The sequence below is a fragment of the Mycolicibacterium brumae genome, from assembly GCF_025215495.1.
GTDB lineage: Bacteria > Actinomycetota > Actinomycetes > Mycobacteriales > Mycobacteriaceae > Mycobacterium > Mycobacterium brumae.
In genome coordinates, this window is sequence record NZ_CP104302.1 from 3,088,239 (window position 1) to 3,105,567 (window position 17,329).

The window sequence follows — 17,329 nt, forward strand, 5'->3', positions numbered from 1 at the left end:
GAGGCTGGGGATGCCTCCACGCGGGTCGATCCGCGAGGCTGAGCCCGCCACGACTCAGCGGGTGTCCTCGCGGTCGAGCCCGCCACGCTAATCAGCCGGGTAGGACCGGGATGGCGCCCTCGATCATCAGCGAGGGCACCTCGGTCCAGACCTGCTCGCCGTTGTCGGCGGTGGAGCCCGACAGCGCGAGGATGCCACGGCGATCGGCGACGTAGACCGTCGACGGGTTCGCCGCCACCACGGTCACCGGCATGTTCAGCCCGGCGGCCGGCGCGTCGGAATTCACCCCGTCGATATTGACGTAGGAGACCGGATGCTCGGCGGTGGTGCGGGTGACGACGATGTCGTCGCCGGTGCGCCAGGACAGCGACACCACAGAATCGCCCAGCCCGAAGCCGAGGCGTCGCGGCCGGACCAGCGCCATCTCGCCGCCGGGGGCCTCCCCGACGCCGGCCAGCACCACCTGGCCGTCGATCACCATCGCCGCCCGGGTGCTGTCGCGGGACAGTTGCAGTTCGGTGATCGCGCCGGGGAACCGTCCGCGCACCGCGGTGATGTCGACGGGCACCCGGGCCGGCTGGCCGGAGGCGGCCTCGGCCACCACCCGGACCACATTGTTGCCGTCGATGACGACCCAGACGGAGTTGTCCAGCGCCCAGGTCGGCCGGCTGATGGTGCGGCCGTCGGCGCCTTGGACGCCGTCGCTGCCGTCGGCGCCGATCCACAGCTGGGAGGCCTGATCCGGCGCGCCCTCGCGCTGCACGACGACCGACGCGATGGAGTGCCCGTCCCACGACAGCGCCGCCGCGCGCTGGTCCGGCCTGCCGCCGAAGGCGCCGGGCACCGGCGCGGTCTGCTGCCCGTTGAGCGACACCAGGGATCCGCCGACCAGCGCGTAGAGGCCGGCGGCCGCCCCTTCGGCCGCGCCCGGATCGGTCGCGGCCACATCGGTGGTGGCCCAGCCCTCGGCGAACCGGTCGTCCAGCGGGGCGCCGTCGGAGTTGATCACGTACGGCCCGCGGATGTCGGCGCGCGACAGCGTCCAGATGATCTGGGCGGCCAACAACGATCGGCTGGCCGGGTCGGTGGTGTCCAGGCCCTCCAGTTCGACGCGGGCGCCGCCGTAGCCCTTGCCGACGCCGGCGGTCCCGCCGTCGGCGCGGGTCACCGGGCCGCGCAGCCGCACCGGCGCCCCGGCCAGATTGCGCACACTGCGCTCGATCTCCGGGCGCGGGCCAGCGATCAGTTTGCTGACCAGTTCGGTGGCCAGCTGATCCGGTTCGGACACCGCGAGATAGCGCGGGTCGGGCACCGTGGTCTTGCCGGTGGGGTCGACGAAGTACAGCGTGTAGCGCTTGTAGGTCTGCTGGAACTGCTGCCAGTCCAGGAACACCCCGTTGGGCAGCTTGTCGATCCGCCAGCCCTCGGAGGTCTTCACCAGTTCGATTGCGCCCGGGTCGGGCAGCTCGCCCTCCCCCGTCTCGAAAACACCCATGTCCGAAAGGGATCCGAGGATGTCGGCCTGCATCCGGACGGAAACCTTTTCCGCGCTTCGGGTTTCGACGAAGACCACCTTGTCGACCAGCACCGCGCTGCCGGCATCGTCCCAGGAATGCGAGGCGTTCTCGGTGAGGAACTGCCGCGCCGCCAGGTGCCGGTTCGCGGGATCCGCTGTGGCCTTGAGGAATTCGCGCAGCAGCTGATCGGAGTCCATCGCCGGCGTCGGCTTCGGCAGGGTGCGCGGCTCCGGGGTCTGCACGGTGCCGACGGCTTGCGGCGCGGAGGTGCTGGGCACCCCCGCACAGCCGGTGAGCGCGAGCGCCGCCGCCAGCAGCAGCGGCGCCAAGCGGGTCATCGACTGTCTCCGGCCTGCTCCAGCGCCCGCTGGGAGGCCTGCTCCAGCGCCCGCTGGCCGCGCTCACCGCCGGGCGGTTTGAGCGGCAGCGGCGAGGTGGTCACCTTGTGCCCGCGCACCAGCGGCAGGGTCAGCCGGAAGCAGGCGCCGTTTCCGGGTTCGCCCCAGGCCTCCAACCGGCCCTGGTGCAGCCGGGCGTCCTCGATGCTGATCGCCAGCCCCAGCCCGGTGCCGCCGGAGCGGCGCACCCGGGACGGGTCCGAGCGCCAGAACCGGCTGAACACCAGCTTCTCCTCGCCGGGCCGCAGCCCCACCCCGAAATCGCGGACGGTCACCGCGGCGGTGTCCTCGTCGGCGGCCATCCGGATCAGCACCGGCTTGTGCTCGGCGTGGTCGATGGCGTTGGCGATCAGGTTGCGCAGGATGCGCTCCACCCGGCGGGCGTCGACCTCGGCGGTCACCTCGTAGTCGGGCATGTCGACGTTGAGCTCCACCTGCGCGTCGGCGGCCAGGTGCCCGACGTTCTCCAGCGCGCTGTTGACCGTCGCGCGCAGATCCATCGACTCCACCGAGAGTTCGGCGACACCGGCGTCGTGCCGGGAGATCTCCAGCAGGTCGGCCAGCAGCGATTCGAACCGGTCCAGCTCGGCGACCATCAGCTCGGCCGAGCGGCGCAGCGCCGGGTCGAGGTCCTCGCCGTGGTCGTGGATCAGGTCGGCGGCCATCCGCACCGTGGTCAGCGGGGTGCGCAACTCGTGGCTGACGTCGGAGGTGAACCGGCGCTGCAGGTTGCCGAACTCTTCGAGCTGGGTGATCTGGCGGCTCAAACTCTCCGCCATATCGTTGAACGACACCGCAAGCCGGGCCATGTCGTCCTCACCGCGAACCGGCATCCGCTCGGACAGGTAGCCCTCGGCGAAGCGTTCGGCGGTGCGGGCGGCGGCGCGCACCGGCAGCACCACCTGCCGAGAGACCAGCAGCGCGATACCGGCCAGCAGCAGCAACAGCACCACCCCGCCGGTGGCCATGGTGCCGCGGACCAGCGCGATGGTGTTCTCCTCGCTGGTCAGCGGGAAGATCAGGTACAGCTCCAGGTTCGGCACCCGGGACACCGCCGGGGTGCCGACCACCAGCACCCGGCCGGAGAACGACTCGGTGTGCACGGTGGCGTACTGGTAGGCGACCTGGCCGGCCTTGACGAATTCGCGCAGCGCGGGCGGGATCTCGTCGACCGGTCCGGCGGCGGTCGCCGCGCGGGGCCCGTCGCCGGGCACCACCAGCACCGCGTCGTAGGCCCCGGCCAGCCGGGCGCCGGAGGCCGGTTCGGTCTTGGACATCAGGGTGTTGCGCGCCAACTGCAGGCTGGAGTCCAGCGAGCGGGCTTCCTCGCCGCCGACGATGGCGCCGACGGATCCGCGGGCCCGCTCCACCTCCTGGGTCGCGGCGCGCACCTTGACGTCCAGGATCCGGTCGGTGATCTGGCTGGTCAGCACGAATCCGAGCACCAGCAGCACGGCCAGCGACAAGCCGAGGGTGAGCACCACGACGCGCAGCTGCAGGGAGCGTCGCCACAGCACGCCCAGCGCGCGACCGAGCGCCTTCAGGGCGCGGATCAGCGGGTCGGCCGGCCCCCAGCTGCCCTGGATCCGACGCTTAGAGCGCCACACGCGTCGACCCGGTGGACATGATTGTCAGCTCCCGCATGTTTACGGAGGGCCGGCCTTGTAGCCGACGCCGCGGACCGTCAGAACCACCTGTGGGTTCTCCGGGTCCTTCTCCACTTTGGCGCGCAAACGCTGAACGTGCACGTTGACCAGTCGGGTGTCGGCCGGATGGCGGTAGCCCCACACCTGTTCCAGCAGCACCTCGCGGGTGAACACCTGGCGCGGCTTGCGCGCCAGCGCCACCAGCAGGTCGAACTCCAGCGGGGTCAGGCCGATCTGCTCACCGTCGCGGCTGACCTTGTGCGCCGGCACATCGATGTCGATGTCGGCGATGGACAGCATCTCGGCGGGCTCGTCGTCGTTGCGGCGCAGCCGGGCCCGCACCCGGGCGACGAGTTCCTTCGGCTTGAACGGCTTCATGACGTAGTCGTCGGCGCCGGACTCCAGGCCCAGCACCACGTCGACGGTGTCGGTCTTGGCGGTCAGCATGACGATCGGGACGCCGGAGTCGGCGCGGATCGCGCGGCACACGTCGATGCCGTTCATGCCGGGCAGCATCAGGTCCAGCAGCACCAGGTCGGGGCGCAGATCGCGGACCGCGGCCAGCGCCTGGCTGCCGTCGCCGATGACCGCGGTGTCGAATCCCTCCGCGCGAAGCACGATGGTGAGCATCTCGGCCAGTGCAGCGTCGTCGTCGACGACAAGGATCCGTTGCCTCATGGGTCCCATGGTGTCACCAGATCGCAATAAAACCCGGGTGCCACACGCGGTCGGCGGTGAGAAATTATCGGCTGTCCGGGCTCGCGAGCAGGTCGGCGGCGACCTCGGCGGGCGGCGTGGTCGGACCGAGCAGCCGCCAGGGCCCCATCCAGTTCGCCGCGGCGAGTTCGGCGTAGACCGCGCCGGTGCGCTGCTGCAGGCCCGCGTCGCGCTCGTAGCGGTCCCGGGTTCGGTCCGATTCGCTGGCTTCGCGGTGCGCGGCGCGCGCGGCGGCCAGCTCGGACGGCACCGCCAGCAGCAGCTGACGGTCCGGCTTCGGCAGGCCGAGCCGGCCGAACTCCAGGTCGGCGATCCAGCGCACCACGTCGCCGTCGGCGCCCTGCCCGAGCCGCGCGGCGCTGTAGGCCGCGTTGGAGGCGACGTAGCGGTCCAGAATGATCACGTCGTGCTCGGCGCGCAGCGCGGCGATCTCACCGGCAGCCGCGGCCCGGTCCAGTGCGAACAGCATCGCCATCGCGTACGCCGAATCGGCCAGCTCGGGGTGCTCGCCGTGCAGCGCGCCGGCCGCCAGATCCGCCGTCGCCGACACCTGGTAGCGGGGAAACGCCAGTGTGGCAACGGTTTTGCCGGCCGCGTTCAGCGCGGCGCGCATCCCCTCGGTGAGGGTGCGTTTGCCCGCCCCGTCCAGGCCTTCGATGACGATCAGCACGACGGGAAGCCTAGCGTCCGGCCGTCGGCGCTCAGCGCTTCCAGCCGGTGATGCGCAGATAGGGGTCGGCTCTCGGATCTTTCTTCCCCATCACCGCATCCTATGGCCGCTACGACGAGGGGCGGCGCGGGAATTTCCCGGCCGCCCCTCGTCGTGCGCGTATGGCTAGTACCGGTAGTGATCCGGCTTGTAGGGGCCCTCGACGTCGACGCCGATGTACTCGGCCTGATCCTTGCTGAGCTTGGTCAGCTTCGCGCCGAGCGCCTCGACGTGGATGCGGGCGACCTTCTCGTCGAGGTGCTTGGGCAACCGGTAGACGGCGTTGTCGTACTGCTCGTTCTTGGTCCACAGTTCGATCTGGGCGATCACCTGGTTGGCGAAGCTGTTGCTCATCACGAACGACGGGTGCCCGGTGGCGTTGCCGAGGTTCAGCAGCCGGCCCTCGGAGAGCACGATGATCGAGCGGCCGGTGTCGAACACCCACTCGTCGACCTGCGGCTTGATATTGATCCGGGTGGCGCCGCTGGCCTCCAGGGCGGCCATGTCGATCTCGTTGTCGAAGTGGCCGATGTTGCCCAGGATGGCCTTGTCCTTCATCGCCTTCATGTGATCGAGGGTGATGATGTCCTTGTTGCCGGTGGCGGTGATGACGATGTCGGCCGAGCCGATGGCGTCCTCCACGGTCACCACGTCGAAGCCCTCCATCAGCGCCTGCAGCGCGTTGATCGGGTCGATCTCGGTGACCGCGACGCGGGCGCCCTGGCCCTTGAGCGACTCCGCGCAGCCCTTGCCGACGTCGCCGTAGCCGCAGATCAGCACCTGCTTGCCGCCCATCAGCACGTCGGTGCCGCGGTTGATGCCGTCGATCAGCGAATGCCGGGTGCCGTACTTGTTGTCGAACTTGCTCTTGGTGACCGAGTCGTTGACGTTGATCGCCGGGAACGGCAGCTCGCCGGCGGCTTCGAACTGGTAGAGCCGCAGCACGCCGGTGGTGGTCTCCTCGGTGACGCCCTGGACCGCTTCGGCGATCTGGGTCCACTTGCTCTTGTCGGTCTCGAAGCGCTCACGCAGCAGGTTCAGGAACACCTTGTACTCGGCGGAGTCGCCGTCCTCGGCCGGCGGCACCACGCCGGCGGCCGCGAACTGCGCGCCGCGCAGCACCAGCATGGTGGCGTCGCCGCCGTCGTCGAGGATCATGTTGGCCGGCTCGTTCGGCCAGGTCAGCATCTGCTCGGCGCACCACCAGTATTCCTCCAGCGTCTCGCCCTTCCAGGCGAAGACCGGGGTGCCCTGCGGCTCCTCGGGGGTGCCGTAGGGGCCGACGACGACCGCGGCGGCGGCGTGGTCCTGGGTGGAGAAGATGTTGCACGACGCCCAGCGCACCTCGGCGCCGAGCGCGACCAGCGTCTCGATGAGCACCGCGGTCTGCACAGTCATGTGCAGCGAGCCGGAGATCCGCGCGCCCTGCAGCGGCGCGACGTCGGCGTACTCACGACGCAGAGACATCAGACCCGGCATCTCGTGCTCGGCCAGCCGGATCTCCTTGCGGCCGAACTCAGCCTCGGACAGGTCGGCGACCTTGTAGTCGATGCCGTTGCGGGTGTCGGCGGTCAGCGTCATACATGCCACTTTCTAGAGATTGCGTTCGTCAGGGAGCCTCGCTACACAGTAGACCGACTTCGCGGGGCGCCGACGGCCCGCCTCAGTCCGCCCGGGCCACGCGCTCGATGAAGGGCGCCATCAGCCGCGCCAGGTCGGCGGCGACGTCGTGGTCGGCCTCCGGCGGCATGGAGACGTAGCTGATCGCCAGCCGGACGATGGCGCGCGCGAGCAGGCCGGCGTCGGCCGGTCCCAGTGGAACCCAGCTGGCCAGGAAGGCTTGGGTGAGCCGGGCCGAGCAGTGCGTGATGATCGGCGCGCTGTCGGTGGTGATGATCTGCAGCAGGTCGGGTTTGGCGGCGCCGGTCAACAGCGAGATGACCAGCGGGTCGGCCGCCGACTCGGTGAAGAAGGCGGTGAACGCCTCCAGAAAAGCGTCATAGGGCGCGTCGGCGTTGGCCGCGACGGCGGATTCGACGGCGTCGACGAGGCGGTCGGCCAGGCGCAGCGCGTAGCCCTGAGCCAGGCCCTGGCGGGAGCCGAACTCGTTGTAGATGCTCTGCCGGCTGATACCGGCGGCCTTCGCGACGTCGGAGAGGGTGATCGCCGACCAGTCCCGCTCCAGCAGCAACTCGTGCATGGCGTCAAGAACGAGGTCACGCAGCAGCCCGCGGGAGGCTGCTGCGTAACCGATTCCGACCGGCCGGGGGGCCAATGTCAGCCGACCTGCACCATGTCGAAGTCCGCCTTCGCCGCGCCGCAGTCCGGGCAGCTCCAATCGTCGGGGATATCGGCCCACCGGGTGCCGGGGGCGATGTCCTCGTCGGGCCAGCCTTCGGCCTCGTTGTACTCGAACCCGCACACCTGGCAGCGGAAGATCTTGTAGGCCTCGCTCATCACACGTCTCCGTTTCTGAATCTCGCCGCTACCGGACCGGCTCGAAGTCGATCTTTTCCCGGACACCGCAGTCCGGGCAGCACCAGTTGTCGGGAATGTCGGCCCAGGCGGTGCCGGCGGGGAACCCTTCGGCCGGCGCGCCCACGGCCTGATCGTAGACGTAACGGCAGATCGGGCAGCGGTGCTTTGCCACAGTGTCGAGCAGGTTCACCGGGGGTGCGGCCTGGGGCTCGACATCGGGCACCGGGGTGGCCTCGGGCGCCGGGGTGGCCTCGGGCGCCGGGGTGGCCTCGGGCGCCGACGCGCCGTAGCGGGCCAGGATCTTCTCCCGCTTGCTCGGCTGGATATTGGCCAGCGTGATGTCGCCGTCGTAATGCTCGAGCACCCGGTGGTCCATCAGCCGTCGCCACAGCGGCGGGAAGTAGGTCAGCCCGATCAGGCTGGCGTAGCCGGTCGGCAGGTTCGGCGCGCCGTCCATGCTGCGCAGCGTCTGGTAGCGCCGGGTGGGGTTGGCGTGGTGATCACTGTGTCGCTGCAGGTGATAGAGGAACAGGTTGGTCACGATGTGATCGGAGTTCCAGCTGTGCTGCGGGGTGCAGCGCTCGTACCGGCCGCTGGGGGTCTTCTGGCGCAGCAGCCCATAGTGCTCCAGGTAGTTCACCGACTCCAGCAGGCAGAACCCGTACACTGCCGAGATCAGCAGGTAGGGCCACAGCGAGGCGCCGAAGATCGCGAAAAGCGCGCCCCACAGCAGCAGCGACATGGCCCAGGCGTTGAGCACGTCGTTGCTGGGATGGAACACCGGCTTGCCGGCGCGCTTGAGCCGGTCGGCCTCCAACCGCCAGCCCGAGCGCAGGCTGCCGAACACGGTGCGCGGCAGGAAGCTCCAGAACGACTCGCCGAAACGCGACGACGCCGGGTCTTCCGGGGTGGCGACCCGCACGTGGTGGCCGCGGTTGTGCTCGATGTAAAAGTGCCCGTAGCAGGTCTGGGCCAGCGCGATCTTGGACAGCCAGCGTTCGGCGTCCTCCTTCTTGTGGCCGAGTTCGTGGGCGGTGTTGATCGCCACCCCGCCGGCCACGCCGACGGACAGCGCGATGCCGATCTTGCCCCACCAGCTCAGTGGGCCGTCGAATCCGAGCCAGCTCAGGTCGGAGGCGGTGAACAGGTACGCGCCGAGCACGACGGTCAGGTACTGGAACGGCAGGTAGAGGTAAATGCACTTGCGGTAGTAGGTGTCCGCCTCCAGAGCGGCCATCAGCTCCTCGGGCGGGTTCTGCCCGTCGGGCCCGTAGCGCAGGTCCAGCAGCGGCAGCAGCACGTAGAGCAGGATCGGCCCGATCCACAGCGGGACCTGGGCGGCGGCGTGCCAGCCGAACTGGTTGAGGGCCCAGATCAGCGGCAGCATCACGAACATCGCGGTCGCCGGGATCAGGCCCATCAGCCAGAGCCGGCGCTTCTTGTCGCGCCACTGGGCGTCGGGCTGGGTGGTGTCCGTTTCGAGTGAAGTCATCAGTCCTCCAGGTGAACCAGGTCACTGCTTTCACTTGACTATAAGTGGCAATCTGTCTTCTGTCTAGACAATTACTAGTTGTTTGTAAAGTTCTTCCGGGTGCGGGCTGTGGATGACGGCAGGGCCTGTGGATGACGGACCGAGGCTGACCGCCCCGCGGCGCCAAGGTCACCGTCATGGAGCGAGTGTTCATTGGCAGCGAGGCGCTGGCGGCCGGGCGAATCACCCGGCACGACCTACGCCACCACTGCGTCCGCGTGCTGCCGGGCGTCTATGCGAGCAAGACGATCACCCTCACCATCGAAGACCGTGCGATCGCCACCTGGCTCTGGTCTCGGCGGCGCGGGGTGATCACCGGGTTGGCGGCCGCCGCCCTGTTGGGGGCGCGCTGGGTTGACGACGACATCCCCGTCGACCTGAACTTCGACAACAACAAGGCGCCACCCGGCGTGCGGGTTCATCGAGACCTGTTGCTGTCACACGAAACTCAGTCGGTGGGCGGCCTGACGGTGACCTCCGCCGCGCGGACCGCCCTGGACCTCGCGCGCAGTGGAACCGTCCGGGAGGCCGTCGCGCGGTTGGACGCGCTGGCGCGCGCGACGCGGGTCACGGCGGACGAGGTGTCAGAACTCGCACGGTCGCACCCCAATCTGCGCGGCGTGCGACGGGTCGCCGAAGCCCTCGATCTGATGGATCCCGGCGCGGAGTCGCACCCGGAGTCCTGGCTGCGGTTGCTGTACATCGAGGCCGGCTTCCCGCGGCCGCAGACGCAGATCCCGGTGCCGCGTCAGGACGTCGACGGCAACTTCTACCTCGACATGGGATGGGACGACGTGATGGTGGCCTCCGAGTACGAGGGCGACGACCATCGCCTGGATCCGGTCACGGCCCGCGAAGACATCACCCGCCTGGAGTACATCCAGTCGCAGGGCTGGACGGTGATCCGCGTCGTCGCGAAGATGCCGCGCACCGAGATTCTCCGGCGGATCCGGCTGGTTTGGCCGGCGAGGGCGCGCTGACTGGCTGGCGCCGCGTCGCTGGTCGCACGTCGCGGAACTGCCATCGACTGAGCTTGCGGTTCCGTTCCCGGGACGCCTCGTAGGCGTGAAAATGGGGTTGGGTCGCCTGCCGACGCCGCTTCTTTCTTGGGGTGGTTGATCCCGTGACTGAGCTTGGGCGCCGGGGCCCGACCTGGAAGGGTCACGCATTGTTGCTTTGAGCACGCCGGTCAGATTTTCGGTTTCCCTTGACCGAGGCCCCCAGGCGGCCCGCGTAGCGGTGTCGTCGATTGGGTGGGAGGTCAACCAGGATGAGGCGTAAACAGTTTCCGTCATCGGCGCCGGAGGAGATCCCCGACGCTGATTTCGAGTTGGTGTGTCAACGGGTCGCCGCTATCGATGTCGCGAAGGCGTTCGGGAAGGTGTGCGTGCGGACTCCGGGGCCAACGCGGCGGGTCAGCAAGGTCTGGGACGTCGAAGCCACCTGCGGCGCGGTCACGGAGTTGGGCGAAACGTTGGCCACCTCGGGGGTCGAGAAGGTCACGATCGAGTCCACTTCGGACTATTGGCGGATCTGGTACTACCTGCTGGAGGCGGCGGGGTTGTCGGTGCAGTTGGTCAATGCCCGTGACGTCAAGAATGTCCCGGGGCGGCCGAAGACCGACAAACTCGACGCGGTGTGGCTGGCCAAGCTCACCGAAAAGGGTTTGCTGCGGCCCAGTTTCGTGCCACCGGCCCCGATCCGGGAACTGCGTGACTACACCCGCCTACGGGTGGATCTGACCCGGGAACGCACCCGGTATTGGCAACGGTTGGAAAAACTGCTCGAAGACGCGGCGATCAAAGTCTCCACGGTGGCCTCCAAACTGAGCACCGTCTCGGCGCGGGAGATGGTCGAGGCGTTGATCGCCGGGGAACGCGACCCGGCCAGGCTGGCTGACCTGGCCCGCGGCCGGATGAGAATGAAACGTGCGGAGCTGATCAAGGCCCTCGATGGGCGTTTTGACGACCACCACGGGGAACTGGCCCGGATGCTGCTCGGCCAGATCGACGCGCTCAACGCGGCGATCGCGACGCTGAGCACCCGTATCGAGGACCTGATCACCGCCATCGACCCCGGCCCGGGCCCTGATGGCCCCGGCGGGTCATCGGAGCCCGGCGGTCACGACGGGTCCCCGGCCGGCGGGGACTGGATGCCAGCAGTTGAGCGTCTCGCCGAAATCCCGGGGATCAGCACCACCAGCGCGCAGATCATCCTCGCCGAGATCGGGATGGACATGACACAGTTCCCCACCGCCGCGCACCTGGTCTCCTGGGCCAAACTGTGCCCGCGGGCCATCTCCTCGGGGCCGGTGACCCGCACCGGCCGCACCGGCAAGGGCAATCCCTACCTCAAAGGGGCCCTCGGTGAAGCCGCCGCCGCAGCAGCCAAGACCGACACGTTCCTCGGCGAGCGGTACCGCCGCCTGGTCAAACGCCGCGGCAAACTCAAATCGCAGGTCGCGGTCGCCCGCTCCATCCTCGTCGTCATCTGGAATCTCCTGTCAGACCCCACAGCCCGATTCCACGACCTCGGATCCGACTACCACACCAACCAGATCAGCACCGAACGACGAATCCGCAACCACGTCGCCCAACTGAGCGCCATGGGCTTCCACGTCACCATCGAACCCGCCGCCTGACGACTACGCCAAAGAACAAACCCGGCTCCGCCGGGTGCCTTCGGCCTGCCCACTCACCCTGGGCTATTTTCCGGTCAGAACCCAGGTAGGTCAGTGAGACATCTGGGCGACGGCTCCATCGACTGAGGAACCAGGGCGCTTAGTGAGACCTCAGGGCGCTTGGTGAGACACCAGGGCGGCCCGATTCATCGAGTGAGAATCTAGGGACCCGTTGTGCGAGTACACGTGTGCGACATTTCTCATTCGATGAAAATCGCATCCCAGGTTTCTCACCAAGCACCCTGGCGTCTCACCAAGCACCCTGGCGTCTCACTGGATGACCGGACCGCCAACATTTCTCACTAGCCGCCCAGGTTTCTCGCTGGATGGCGGAGCCGCAACCAGGCAGCCGGAACGTCGCCCGCTACCGGACGCGCTCGGCGACCGCGAGCCGGGAATGACGTCGGCCGTAGAGTAGGTACACGACCACGCCGAGCACCATCCAGATGATGAAACGGATCCAGGTCACCGCGGTGAGGTTCAGCATCAGCCAGAGGCAGGCGATGATCGACGCGATCGGCAGCCACGGCGACAGCGGCACCCGGAATCCGCGCTTGAGGTCGGGGCGGGTCTTGCGCAGCACCAGCACCCCGGCGGACACCAGCACGAACGCGAAGAGCGTGCCGACGTTCACCATCTCCTCGAGCTTCTCCATCGGCAGGATCATCCCGGCGAGGATGATCAGGCCGGCGATCATCACGGTGATCCGCACCGGGGTGCCGCGGGAACTGGTCTTGGCCAGTGGCCGCGGCAGCAGACCGTCGCGCGCCATCGCGAACAGCACGCGGGTCTGGCCGAGGACCATCACCATCACCACCGTGGTCAGGCCGGCCAGCGCGCCGACCGAGATCAGCACGGCCGCCCAGTCGATGCCGTTGGCTGAGAACGCGGTGGCCAGGTTCGCCCGGGTGCCGTCGGGGGCGGTTTTCAGCTCGGTGTAGGACACCATGCCCGAGACCACGATGGACACCGCCACGTAAAGGACGGTGACGATGCCGAGCGTGGCCAGGATGCCCTTGGCGACGTCGCGCTGCGGGTCCTTGGTCTCTTCCGCCGTGGTGGCCACGACGTCGAAGCCGATGAAGGCGAAGAACACGATCGACGCGCCGGCCAGCACGCCGAACAGGCCGTAGTGGCTGGTGGTCGCGCCGGTCAGCAGGGAGAACAGGGACTGGTCGGCGCCGGTTCCGGCGGCCTCGCCGGGCTCGGTGGGCGGGATGAACGGGGTGTAGTTGGCCGGGTTGATGTAGAACGCCCCCACGACCACCACGATGAGCACCACCGTGACCTTGATCGCGGTGACGATCAGCGAGAACCGGGACGACAGCCGGGTGCCGTAGCAGAGCAGCGCGGCCACCGTCGAGATGATCAGGATGGTGCCGAGGTCGATGTGCAGTGGTCCGACGTCCCAGCGCATCGGGCCGATGTCGAACCAGTAGCCGAGCACCGTCTGCAGGTACGACGACCAGCCCTGGCCGACCACCGCCGCGGCGACGGCGAACTCCAGGATCAGGTCCCAGCCGATGATCCAGGCGACGAACTCGCCGAAGGTGGCGTAGGAGAAGGTGTAGGCGCTGCCCGCGACCGGCAGGGTCGAGGCGAACTCGGCGTAGCACAGCGCGGCCAACCCGCAGGTCACCGCGGCGATCAGGAACGAGATGATGATCGCCGGGCCGGTGATGTTGCCGGCGGTGGACGCCGTGATGGTGAAAATGCCGGCGCCGACGACGACCGAGACGCCGAAGATGGTCAGGTCGACCCAGGTCAGATCCTTGCGCAGCCGGGTGCCCGGTTCGTCGGTGTCGGCGATCGACTGCTCACAGGATTTGACGCGCCAGTTCACGGCCATCCGGGCAATCTAGCGCCTCACAGAGCGGCGCCGCCGGTTACCGGGCTGATTCGCTCACAGTCCGGGTGTGACCCGGAACAGCTTCGCGGGCTCGTTGGCGCGCAACCGGACCGGGCCGTCGTCGGCCGGCGCCCACACCGACTCACCGCGGCGCAGCTCCAGCGTCGCCGACGGGCAGCGGACCTCGACGGTCCCGGCGGCGCAGACCAGAATCTGCGGGCCGTCGTGGCGCGAGGGCGCCTCGACCTCGCAGCCCAGGAACTCCCCGTCCAGATCGAACACCGACACCGCGAACTCCGGCGCGGGGCTGGGGTAGATCGACTCGCAGCCCTCACGGCGGGCCTGCGGACACAGATCGGCCGGGGTGACCGGGGCGAAGTCCAGCACCCGCAGCAGTTCGGCCACGTCGACGTGCTTGGGGGTCAGCCCCCCGCGCAGCACATTGTCGGAGTTGGCCATCACCTCCAGCCCCACCCCGCGCAGGTAGCTGTGCAGGTTGCCGGCCGGCAGCGCGATGGCCTCACCGGGCTCCAGCCGAACCCGGTTCAGCAGCAGCGCGGCCAGCACACCGGCGTCGCCGGGGTACCGCTCGCCGAGTTCCAGCAGCGTCTTGGCCTCGGGCAGGAACTCGGTGGCGCCCGAGCGCAGGTAGCCGATGGCGCCGTCGAGCACCGCCGGGACCAGCGCGTCCAGCCCCGGCTGCGGAGCGGTGATCCAGGTGGTGAACAGCGCCCGCAGCCCGTCGGCGGGCGGCTGCCCGATCAACAGCGCGATATAGGGGTCCAGGTCGGCGACGTTCAGCGCGCGCATCAGCGCCACCGACTGCTCGACGGGCCGGAACCCGGCCAGCGCCTCGAACGGGCCGAGCGCGATCAGGATCTCGGGTTTGTGGCTGCGGTCGCGGTAATTGCGCTCCGGGGACAACAAGGGGATGCCGAGCCGGTCCTCGCGTTCGAAGCCCTCGACCGCCTGGGCGCTGCTCGGATGGGCCTGCAGGGACAGCGGTTCGTCGGCGGCCAGCACCTTGACCAAGAACGGCAGCACGTCGCCGAACCGGTCCCGCACCGCGGCGCCCAGTTGCTTGTCGGGTTCGGACCGCACCAGGTCCAGCAGCGACCATTCGCCGGTGTCGGTCACCACCACCGCCGGGTCGCCGGGGTGGGCGCCGAGCCAGAGTTCGGCCTCCGGGTGTTCGGCGGGCACCTCCCGGCCGGTGAAGTCCGCGATCGCGGTGCGCGATCCCCACGCGTAGGTGCGGATCACGCCGTGCATCCGGTTCACCGGCGCTCACCGCCGAGCAGTCCGAGGTAGGCGGCGGCCATCTCCAGCCGCACCGCCAGCACCGCGAGTTGTTGCTCGACGCGGTCGGCGCCGGCCGCGGCGGGCCCGTCGGCGCCGCTGGGCACATCGGCCGAGGCCAGCAGGTCGACGTCGGCGAAGGGCGCGGTCCGGGCGGCGACGACGGCGTGCTCGGCAGCCAGGGTGGGGGTCAGCACCAGCGGGCGGCCGGGCAGCGGCCCGTCGAGTTCCTCGTCGTGGAACAGGTCGGCGACGGCGTCGCCGCCGAGGCCGTCGCGCAGCGCGGTCAAGGCGTCAGCCAGCGGCGCCGCGGCGACCACCTGACGTCCGACCCGCAGCAGCACCTCCCCGGCATGCCGGGCCAGCGCCAGGGTGGCCGCGTTGTCGCCGGCCAGCACCACCGCACGGCTCGAAATCCGTTGCGCCAGAAGCTTTGCCGCGTTGGTGAACAGTTCACGTCCGGCGCTGTTGCGCAGCGCCTCGGCGTCGAGTTCGTCGGCCAGCGCGTTGAGATCGAGGCTGTCGGGCGCGCCCACCGCGAGCCCCACCGCGGCGCCGACGGCAAGCCCGACCGCCAGGAACCGGGTCACGCCGAACGCGTCGGGCACACTCACCCGCGGGGACAGATCGGCGGCGCGGCCGGCGGCGGCTTCCCGCAGCGGGCCCGCCATCGGGGCGGCGACCACCACCCGGGCGCCGCGACGGGTTCCGGCGCCGACGGCCGACACCAGCGCCGGGTCCTCCGGGTCGTCGCCGGCGACCACCAGCAGATCCAGCGGTCCGATCCACCGCGGCGCCTCGGCGACCACCGTGATCGGCTGGGCGGCGACCGGGTTCAGCACCGCGGCCAGCATCGCCCCGGCGGACGCCGCGGGCCCGCGGCCGCACACCCAGATCAGCGACCGGGGTCGGTCGGCGCCGGCGATCGGCTCCAGCGCGCCCTCGGCGACGGCGGCGGCCACCGCGCGGACCTGCGCCCCGGCCATCGACGCGCCGCGCAGCAGACCGTCGCGGTCGGCGTCGATCAGGGCGTCGGCGTCGTCGAGATCGGGGCCGGCCCGCAATGCGCTCACGATTCCCCCGTCGGCGCCGGCAGCGCGGCGATCACCGCGGCGACCCGGTCCACAATCGCGGCGACGGCGTCGGCGTCGGCGGCTTCGGCGTTGAGCCGCAGCAGCGGTTCGGTGTTGGAGCTGCGCAGGTTGAACCAGGCGCGCTCGCCCAAGTCGACGGTCACGCCGTCGAGTTCGTCGGTGGCCACCACGGCCGGGCCGAAGTCGGCGAGCACCGCCGCGACGGCGGCCGGGGCGTCGGCGACGGTGAAGTTGATCTCGCCGGAGGCGGCATAGCGCTCGTAGTCGGCGGCCAGCTCCGACAGCGGGCGGTCCTGGCGGCCGAGTTCGGCCAGCACGTAGAGCGCGGCCAGCATCCCGGAGTCCGCGCACCAGAAGTCCCGGAAATAGTAGTGCGCGGAATGCTCGCCGCCGAAGATCGCGCCGGTCTCGGCCATCAGCGCCTTGATGTAGGAGTGCCCGACCCGGGAGCGCACCGGCTGCCCGCCGCGCTCGGCGATCAGCTCGGGCACCGCGCGGGAGGTGATCAGGTTGTGGATCACCGTCGCGCCGGGCTGCCGGGTCAACTCCCGGGCGGCGACCAGCGCCGTCACCGCCGACGGGGAGACCGCCTGGCCGCGCTCGTCGACGACGAAGCACCGGTCGGCGTCGCCGTCGAAGGCCAGGCCGAGGTCGGCGCCCTGCTCGACGACGAACCGCTGCAGGTCGACGAGGTTCTTCGGGTCCAGCGGGTTCGCCTCGTGGTTGGGGAAGCTGCCGTCGAGCTCGAAATACAGCGGGATCATGGTCAGCGACTCGATTGGGCCGAGCACCGCGGGCGCGGTGTGTCCGGCCATCCCGTTGCCGGCGTCCACGGCCACCCGCAGCGGCCGCAGGCCGGTGACGTCGACCAGGGTGCGCAGGAAGTCGCCGTAGTCGGAGAGCACGTCGGCGTCGCTGATGGCGCCGGGCGGGCCGTCGTAGCCGGGCACCCCGGCGATGACCTCTTCGCGGATGGTCGCCAGGCCGGTGTCCTGGCCGACGGGTTTGGCGCCGGCGCGGCACAGTTTGATGCCGTTGTAGGCGGCCGGGTTGTGGCTGGCGGTGAACATCGCGCCCGGGCAGTTCAGTTTGCCGGCGGCGAAGTAGAGCTGGTCGGTGGACGACAGCCCGATCCGCACGACGTCGACGCCCTGGGCCATCACGCCGTCGGCGAATGCGGCGGCCAGCGCCGGGGAGCTTTCGCGCATGTCGTAGCCGATGACGACCTGGTCGGCCTCGTCCCGGATCAGCCTCGCGAAGGCGGCGCCGACGTCGGCGACGAAGGACTCGTCGATTTGCTCGCCCACCACGCCGCGCACGTCGTAGGCCTTGATGACGCGGTTGACCGCCTCGGCGGAACGGGGCATCGGCGATCTCCTGACGGGACGTTGACGGGGTCGGTCAAGCCTAG

Annotated in this window: 14 protein-coding genes and 1 pseudogene; 2 read left to right on the forward strand and 13 right to left on the reverse strand. The window is 69.7% G+C overall.

What is annotated here, in order from left to right; all coding sequences use genetic code 11:
• Nucleotides 1–91: 91 nt before the first annotated feature.
• From lpqB to L2Z93_RS19320, 9 genes and pseudogenes are all read right to left on the reverse strand, one after another.
• Complete coding sequence (lpqB, locus tag L2Z93_RS14970) at nucleotides 92–1,855, reverse strand: MtrAB system accessory lipoprotein LpqB (RefSeq protein WP_090587341.1); 1,764 nt, start codon at nucleotides 1,853–1,855, stop codon at nucleotides 92–94.
• Nucleotides 1,852–3,522: an MtrAB system histidine kinase MtrB gene (gene mtrB / locus L2Z93_RS14975; protein WP_090587344.1), complete on the reverse strand. Its 1,671-nt coding sequence runs from the start codon at nucleotides 3,520–3,522 to the stop codon at nucleotides 1,852–1,854. Before mtrB ends, lpqB begins: the two co-directional genes overlap by 4 nt.
• Nucleotides 3,523–3,561: 39 nt before the next feature.
• Nucleotides 3,562–4,248 carry an MtrAB system response regulator MtrA gene (mtrA, locus tag L2Z93_RS14980; protein ID WP_090587346.1) on the reverse strand — a complete coding sequence of 229 codons (687 nt, stop codon included), beginning with the start codon at nucleotides 4,246–4,248 and terminating at the stop codon, nucleotides 3,562–3,564.
• Nucleotides 4,249–4,303: 55 nt separating this feature from the next.
• Complete coding sequence (locus L2Z93_RS14985) at nucleotides 4,304–4,948, reverse strand: dTMP kinase (RefSeq protein WP_090587349.1); 645 nt, start codon at nucleotides 4,946–4,948, stop codon at nucleotides 4,304–4,306.
• A gap of 165 nt (nucleotides 4,949–5,113) precedes the next feature.
• Entirely contained in the window at nucleotides 5,114–6,568 is a 1,455-nt protein-coding gene (gene ahcY, locus L2Z93_RS14990) for an adenosylhomocysteinase (protein ID WP_090587352.1), read from the reverse strand.
• An 82-nt stretch (nucleotides 6,569–6,650) separates the two neighbouring features.
• Nucleotides 6,651–7,262 carry a TetR family transcriptional regulator AlkX gene (gene alkX, locus L2Z93_RS14995; protein ID WP_234786051.1) on the reverse strand — a complete coding sequence of 204 codons (612 nt, stop codon included), beginning with the start codon at nucleotides 7,260–7,262 and terminating at the stop codon, nucleotides 6,651–6,653.
• A 2-nt stretch (nucleotides 7,263–7,264) separates the two neighbouring features.
• On the reverse strand, nucleotides 7,265–7,444 hold the full coding sequence (locus L2Z93_RS15000; RefSeq protein ID WP_090587354.1) for a rubredoxin: 180 nt from the start codon (nucleotides 7,442–7,444) through the stop codon (nucleotides 7,265–7,267).
• A gap of 28 nt (nucleotides 7,445–7,472) precedes the next feature.
• A complete protein-coding gene (locus tag L2Z93_RS19375; protein WP_306439063.1) occupies nucleotides 7,473–7,688 on the reverse strand; it encodes a rubredoxin in 216 nt (71 codons plus the stop codon).
• Nucleotides 7,689–7,736: 48 nt separating this feature from the next.
• Nucleotides 7,737–8,957, reverse strand: a pseudogene (locus L2Z93_RS19320) (alkane 1-monooxygenase); the annotation flags it as partial.
• Between the two features lie 176 nt (nucleotides 8,958–9,133).
• On the opposite strand from L2Z93_RS19320, the gene L2Z93_RS15015 reads away from it, so the two are divergent.
• Together L2Z93_RS15015 and L2Z93_RS15020 are read left to right on the forward strand one after the other, a co-directional pair.
• Nucleotides 9,134–9,976, forward strand: a complete 843-nt coding sequence (locus L2Z93_RS15015) for a hypothetical protein (RefSeq protein ID WP_090587360.1) — start codon at nucleotides 9,134–9,136, stop codon at nucleotides 9,974–9,976.
• A 290-nt stretch (nucleotides 9,977–10,266) separates the two neighbouring features.
• The gene (locus L2Z93_RS15020) at nucleotides 10,267–11,637 is read left to right on the forward strand and encodes an IS110 family RNA-guided transposase (protein WP_090587363.1); all 1,371 of its coding nucleotides are present in this window, start codon (nucleotides 10,267–10,269) and stop codon (nucleotides 11,635–11,637) included.
• A 403-nt stretch (nucleotides 11,638–12,040) separates the two neighbouring features.
• Here the strand turns inward: L2Z93_RS15020 and L2Z93_RS15025 are convergent, their stop codons facing one another.
• Genes L2Z93_RS15025 through L2Z93_RS15040 form a run of 4 tightly spaced genes read right to left on the reverse strand, consistent with a single transcriptional unit; the run spans nucleotide 12,041 to nucleotide 17,285 of the window.
• A complete protein-coding gene (locus L2Z93_RS15025; protein ID WP_090587365.1) occupies nucleotides 12,041–13,525 on the reverse strand; it encodes an amino acid permease in 1,485 nt (494 codons plus the stop codon).
• 54 nt (nucleotides 13,526–13,579) lie between these two features.
• Nucleotides 13,580–14,797, reverse strand: a complete 1,218-nt coding sequence (manA, locus tag L2Z93_RS15030; protein ID WP_275984616.1) for a mannose-6-phosphate isomerase, class I — start codon at nucleotides 14,795–14,797, stop codon at nucleotides 13,580–13,582.
• A gap of 5 nt (nucleotides 14,798–14,802) precedes the next feature.
• Nucleotides 14,803–15,897 carry a TobH protein gene (locus L2Z93_RS15035; RefSeq protein WP_090587370.1) on the reverse strand — a complete coding sequence of 365 codons (1,095 nt, stop codon included), beginning with the start codon at nucleotides 15,895–15,897 and terminating at the stop codon, nucleotides 14,803–14,805.
• Nucleotides 15,894–17,285, reverse strand: a complete 1,392-nt coding sequence (locus L2Z93_RS15040; RefSeq protein WP_090587373.1) for a phosphomannomutase/phosphoglucomutase — start codon at nucleotides 17,283–17,285, stop codon at nucleotides 15,894–15,896. The genes L2Z93_RS15035 and L2Z93_RS15040 overlap by 4 nt, the downstream gene beginning before the upstream one ends.
• Nucleotides 17,286–17,329 lie beyond the last annotated feature (44 nt).

Bases quoted from the DNA above. Each gene is read 5' to 3' on its own strand.
- lpqB (WP_090587341.1), bottom strand. From the start codon at position 1,855: ATGACCCGCTTGGCGCCGCTGCTGCTGGCGGCGGCGCTCGCGCTCACC.
- mtrA (WP_090587346.1), bottom strand. From the start codon at position 4,248: ATGGGACCCATGAGGCAACGGATCCTTGTCGTCGACGACGACGCTGCA.
- ahcY (WP_090587352.1), bottom strand. From the start codon at position 6,568: ATGACGCTGACCGCCGACACCCGCAACGGCATCGACTACAAGGTCGCC.
- L2Z93_RS15000 (WP_090587354.1), bottom strand. From the start codon at position 7,444: ATGAGCGAGGCCTACAAGATCTTCCGCTGCCAGGTGTGCGGGTTCGAG.
- L2Z93_RS15015 (WP_090587360.1), top strand. From the start codon at position 9,134: ATGGAGCGAGTGTTCATTGGCAGCGAGGCGCTGGCGGCCGGGCGAATC.
- L2Z93_RS15020 (WP_090587363.1), top strand. From the start codon at position 10,267: ATGAGGCGTAAACAGTTTCCGTCATCGGCGCCGGAGGAGATCCCCGAC.
- L2Z93_RS15025 (WP_090587365.1), bottom strand. From the start codon at position 13,525: ATGGCCGTGAACTGGCGCGTCAAATCCTGTGAGCAGTCGATCGCCGAC.
- manA (WP_275984616.1), bottom strand. From the start codon at position 14,797: ATGCACGGCGTGATCCGCACCTACGCGTGGGGATCGCGCACCGCGATC.
- L2Z93_RS15040 (WP_090587373.1), bottom strand. From the start codon at position 17,285: ATGCCCCGTTCCGCCGAGGCGGTCAACCGCGTCATCAAGGCCTACGAC.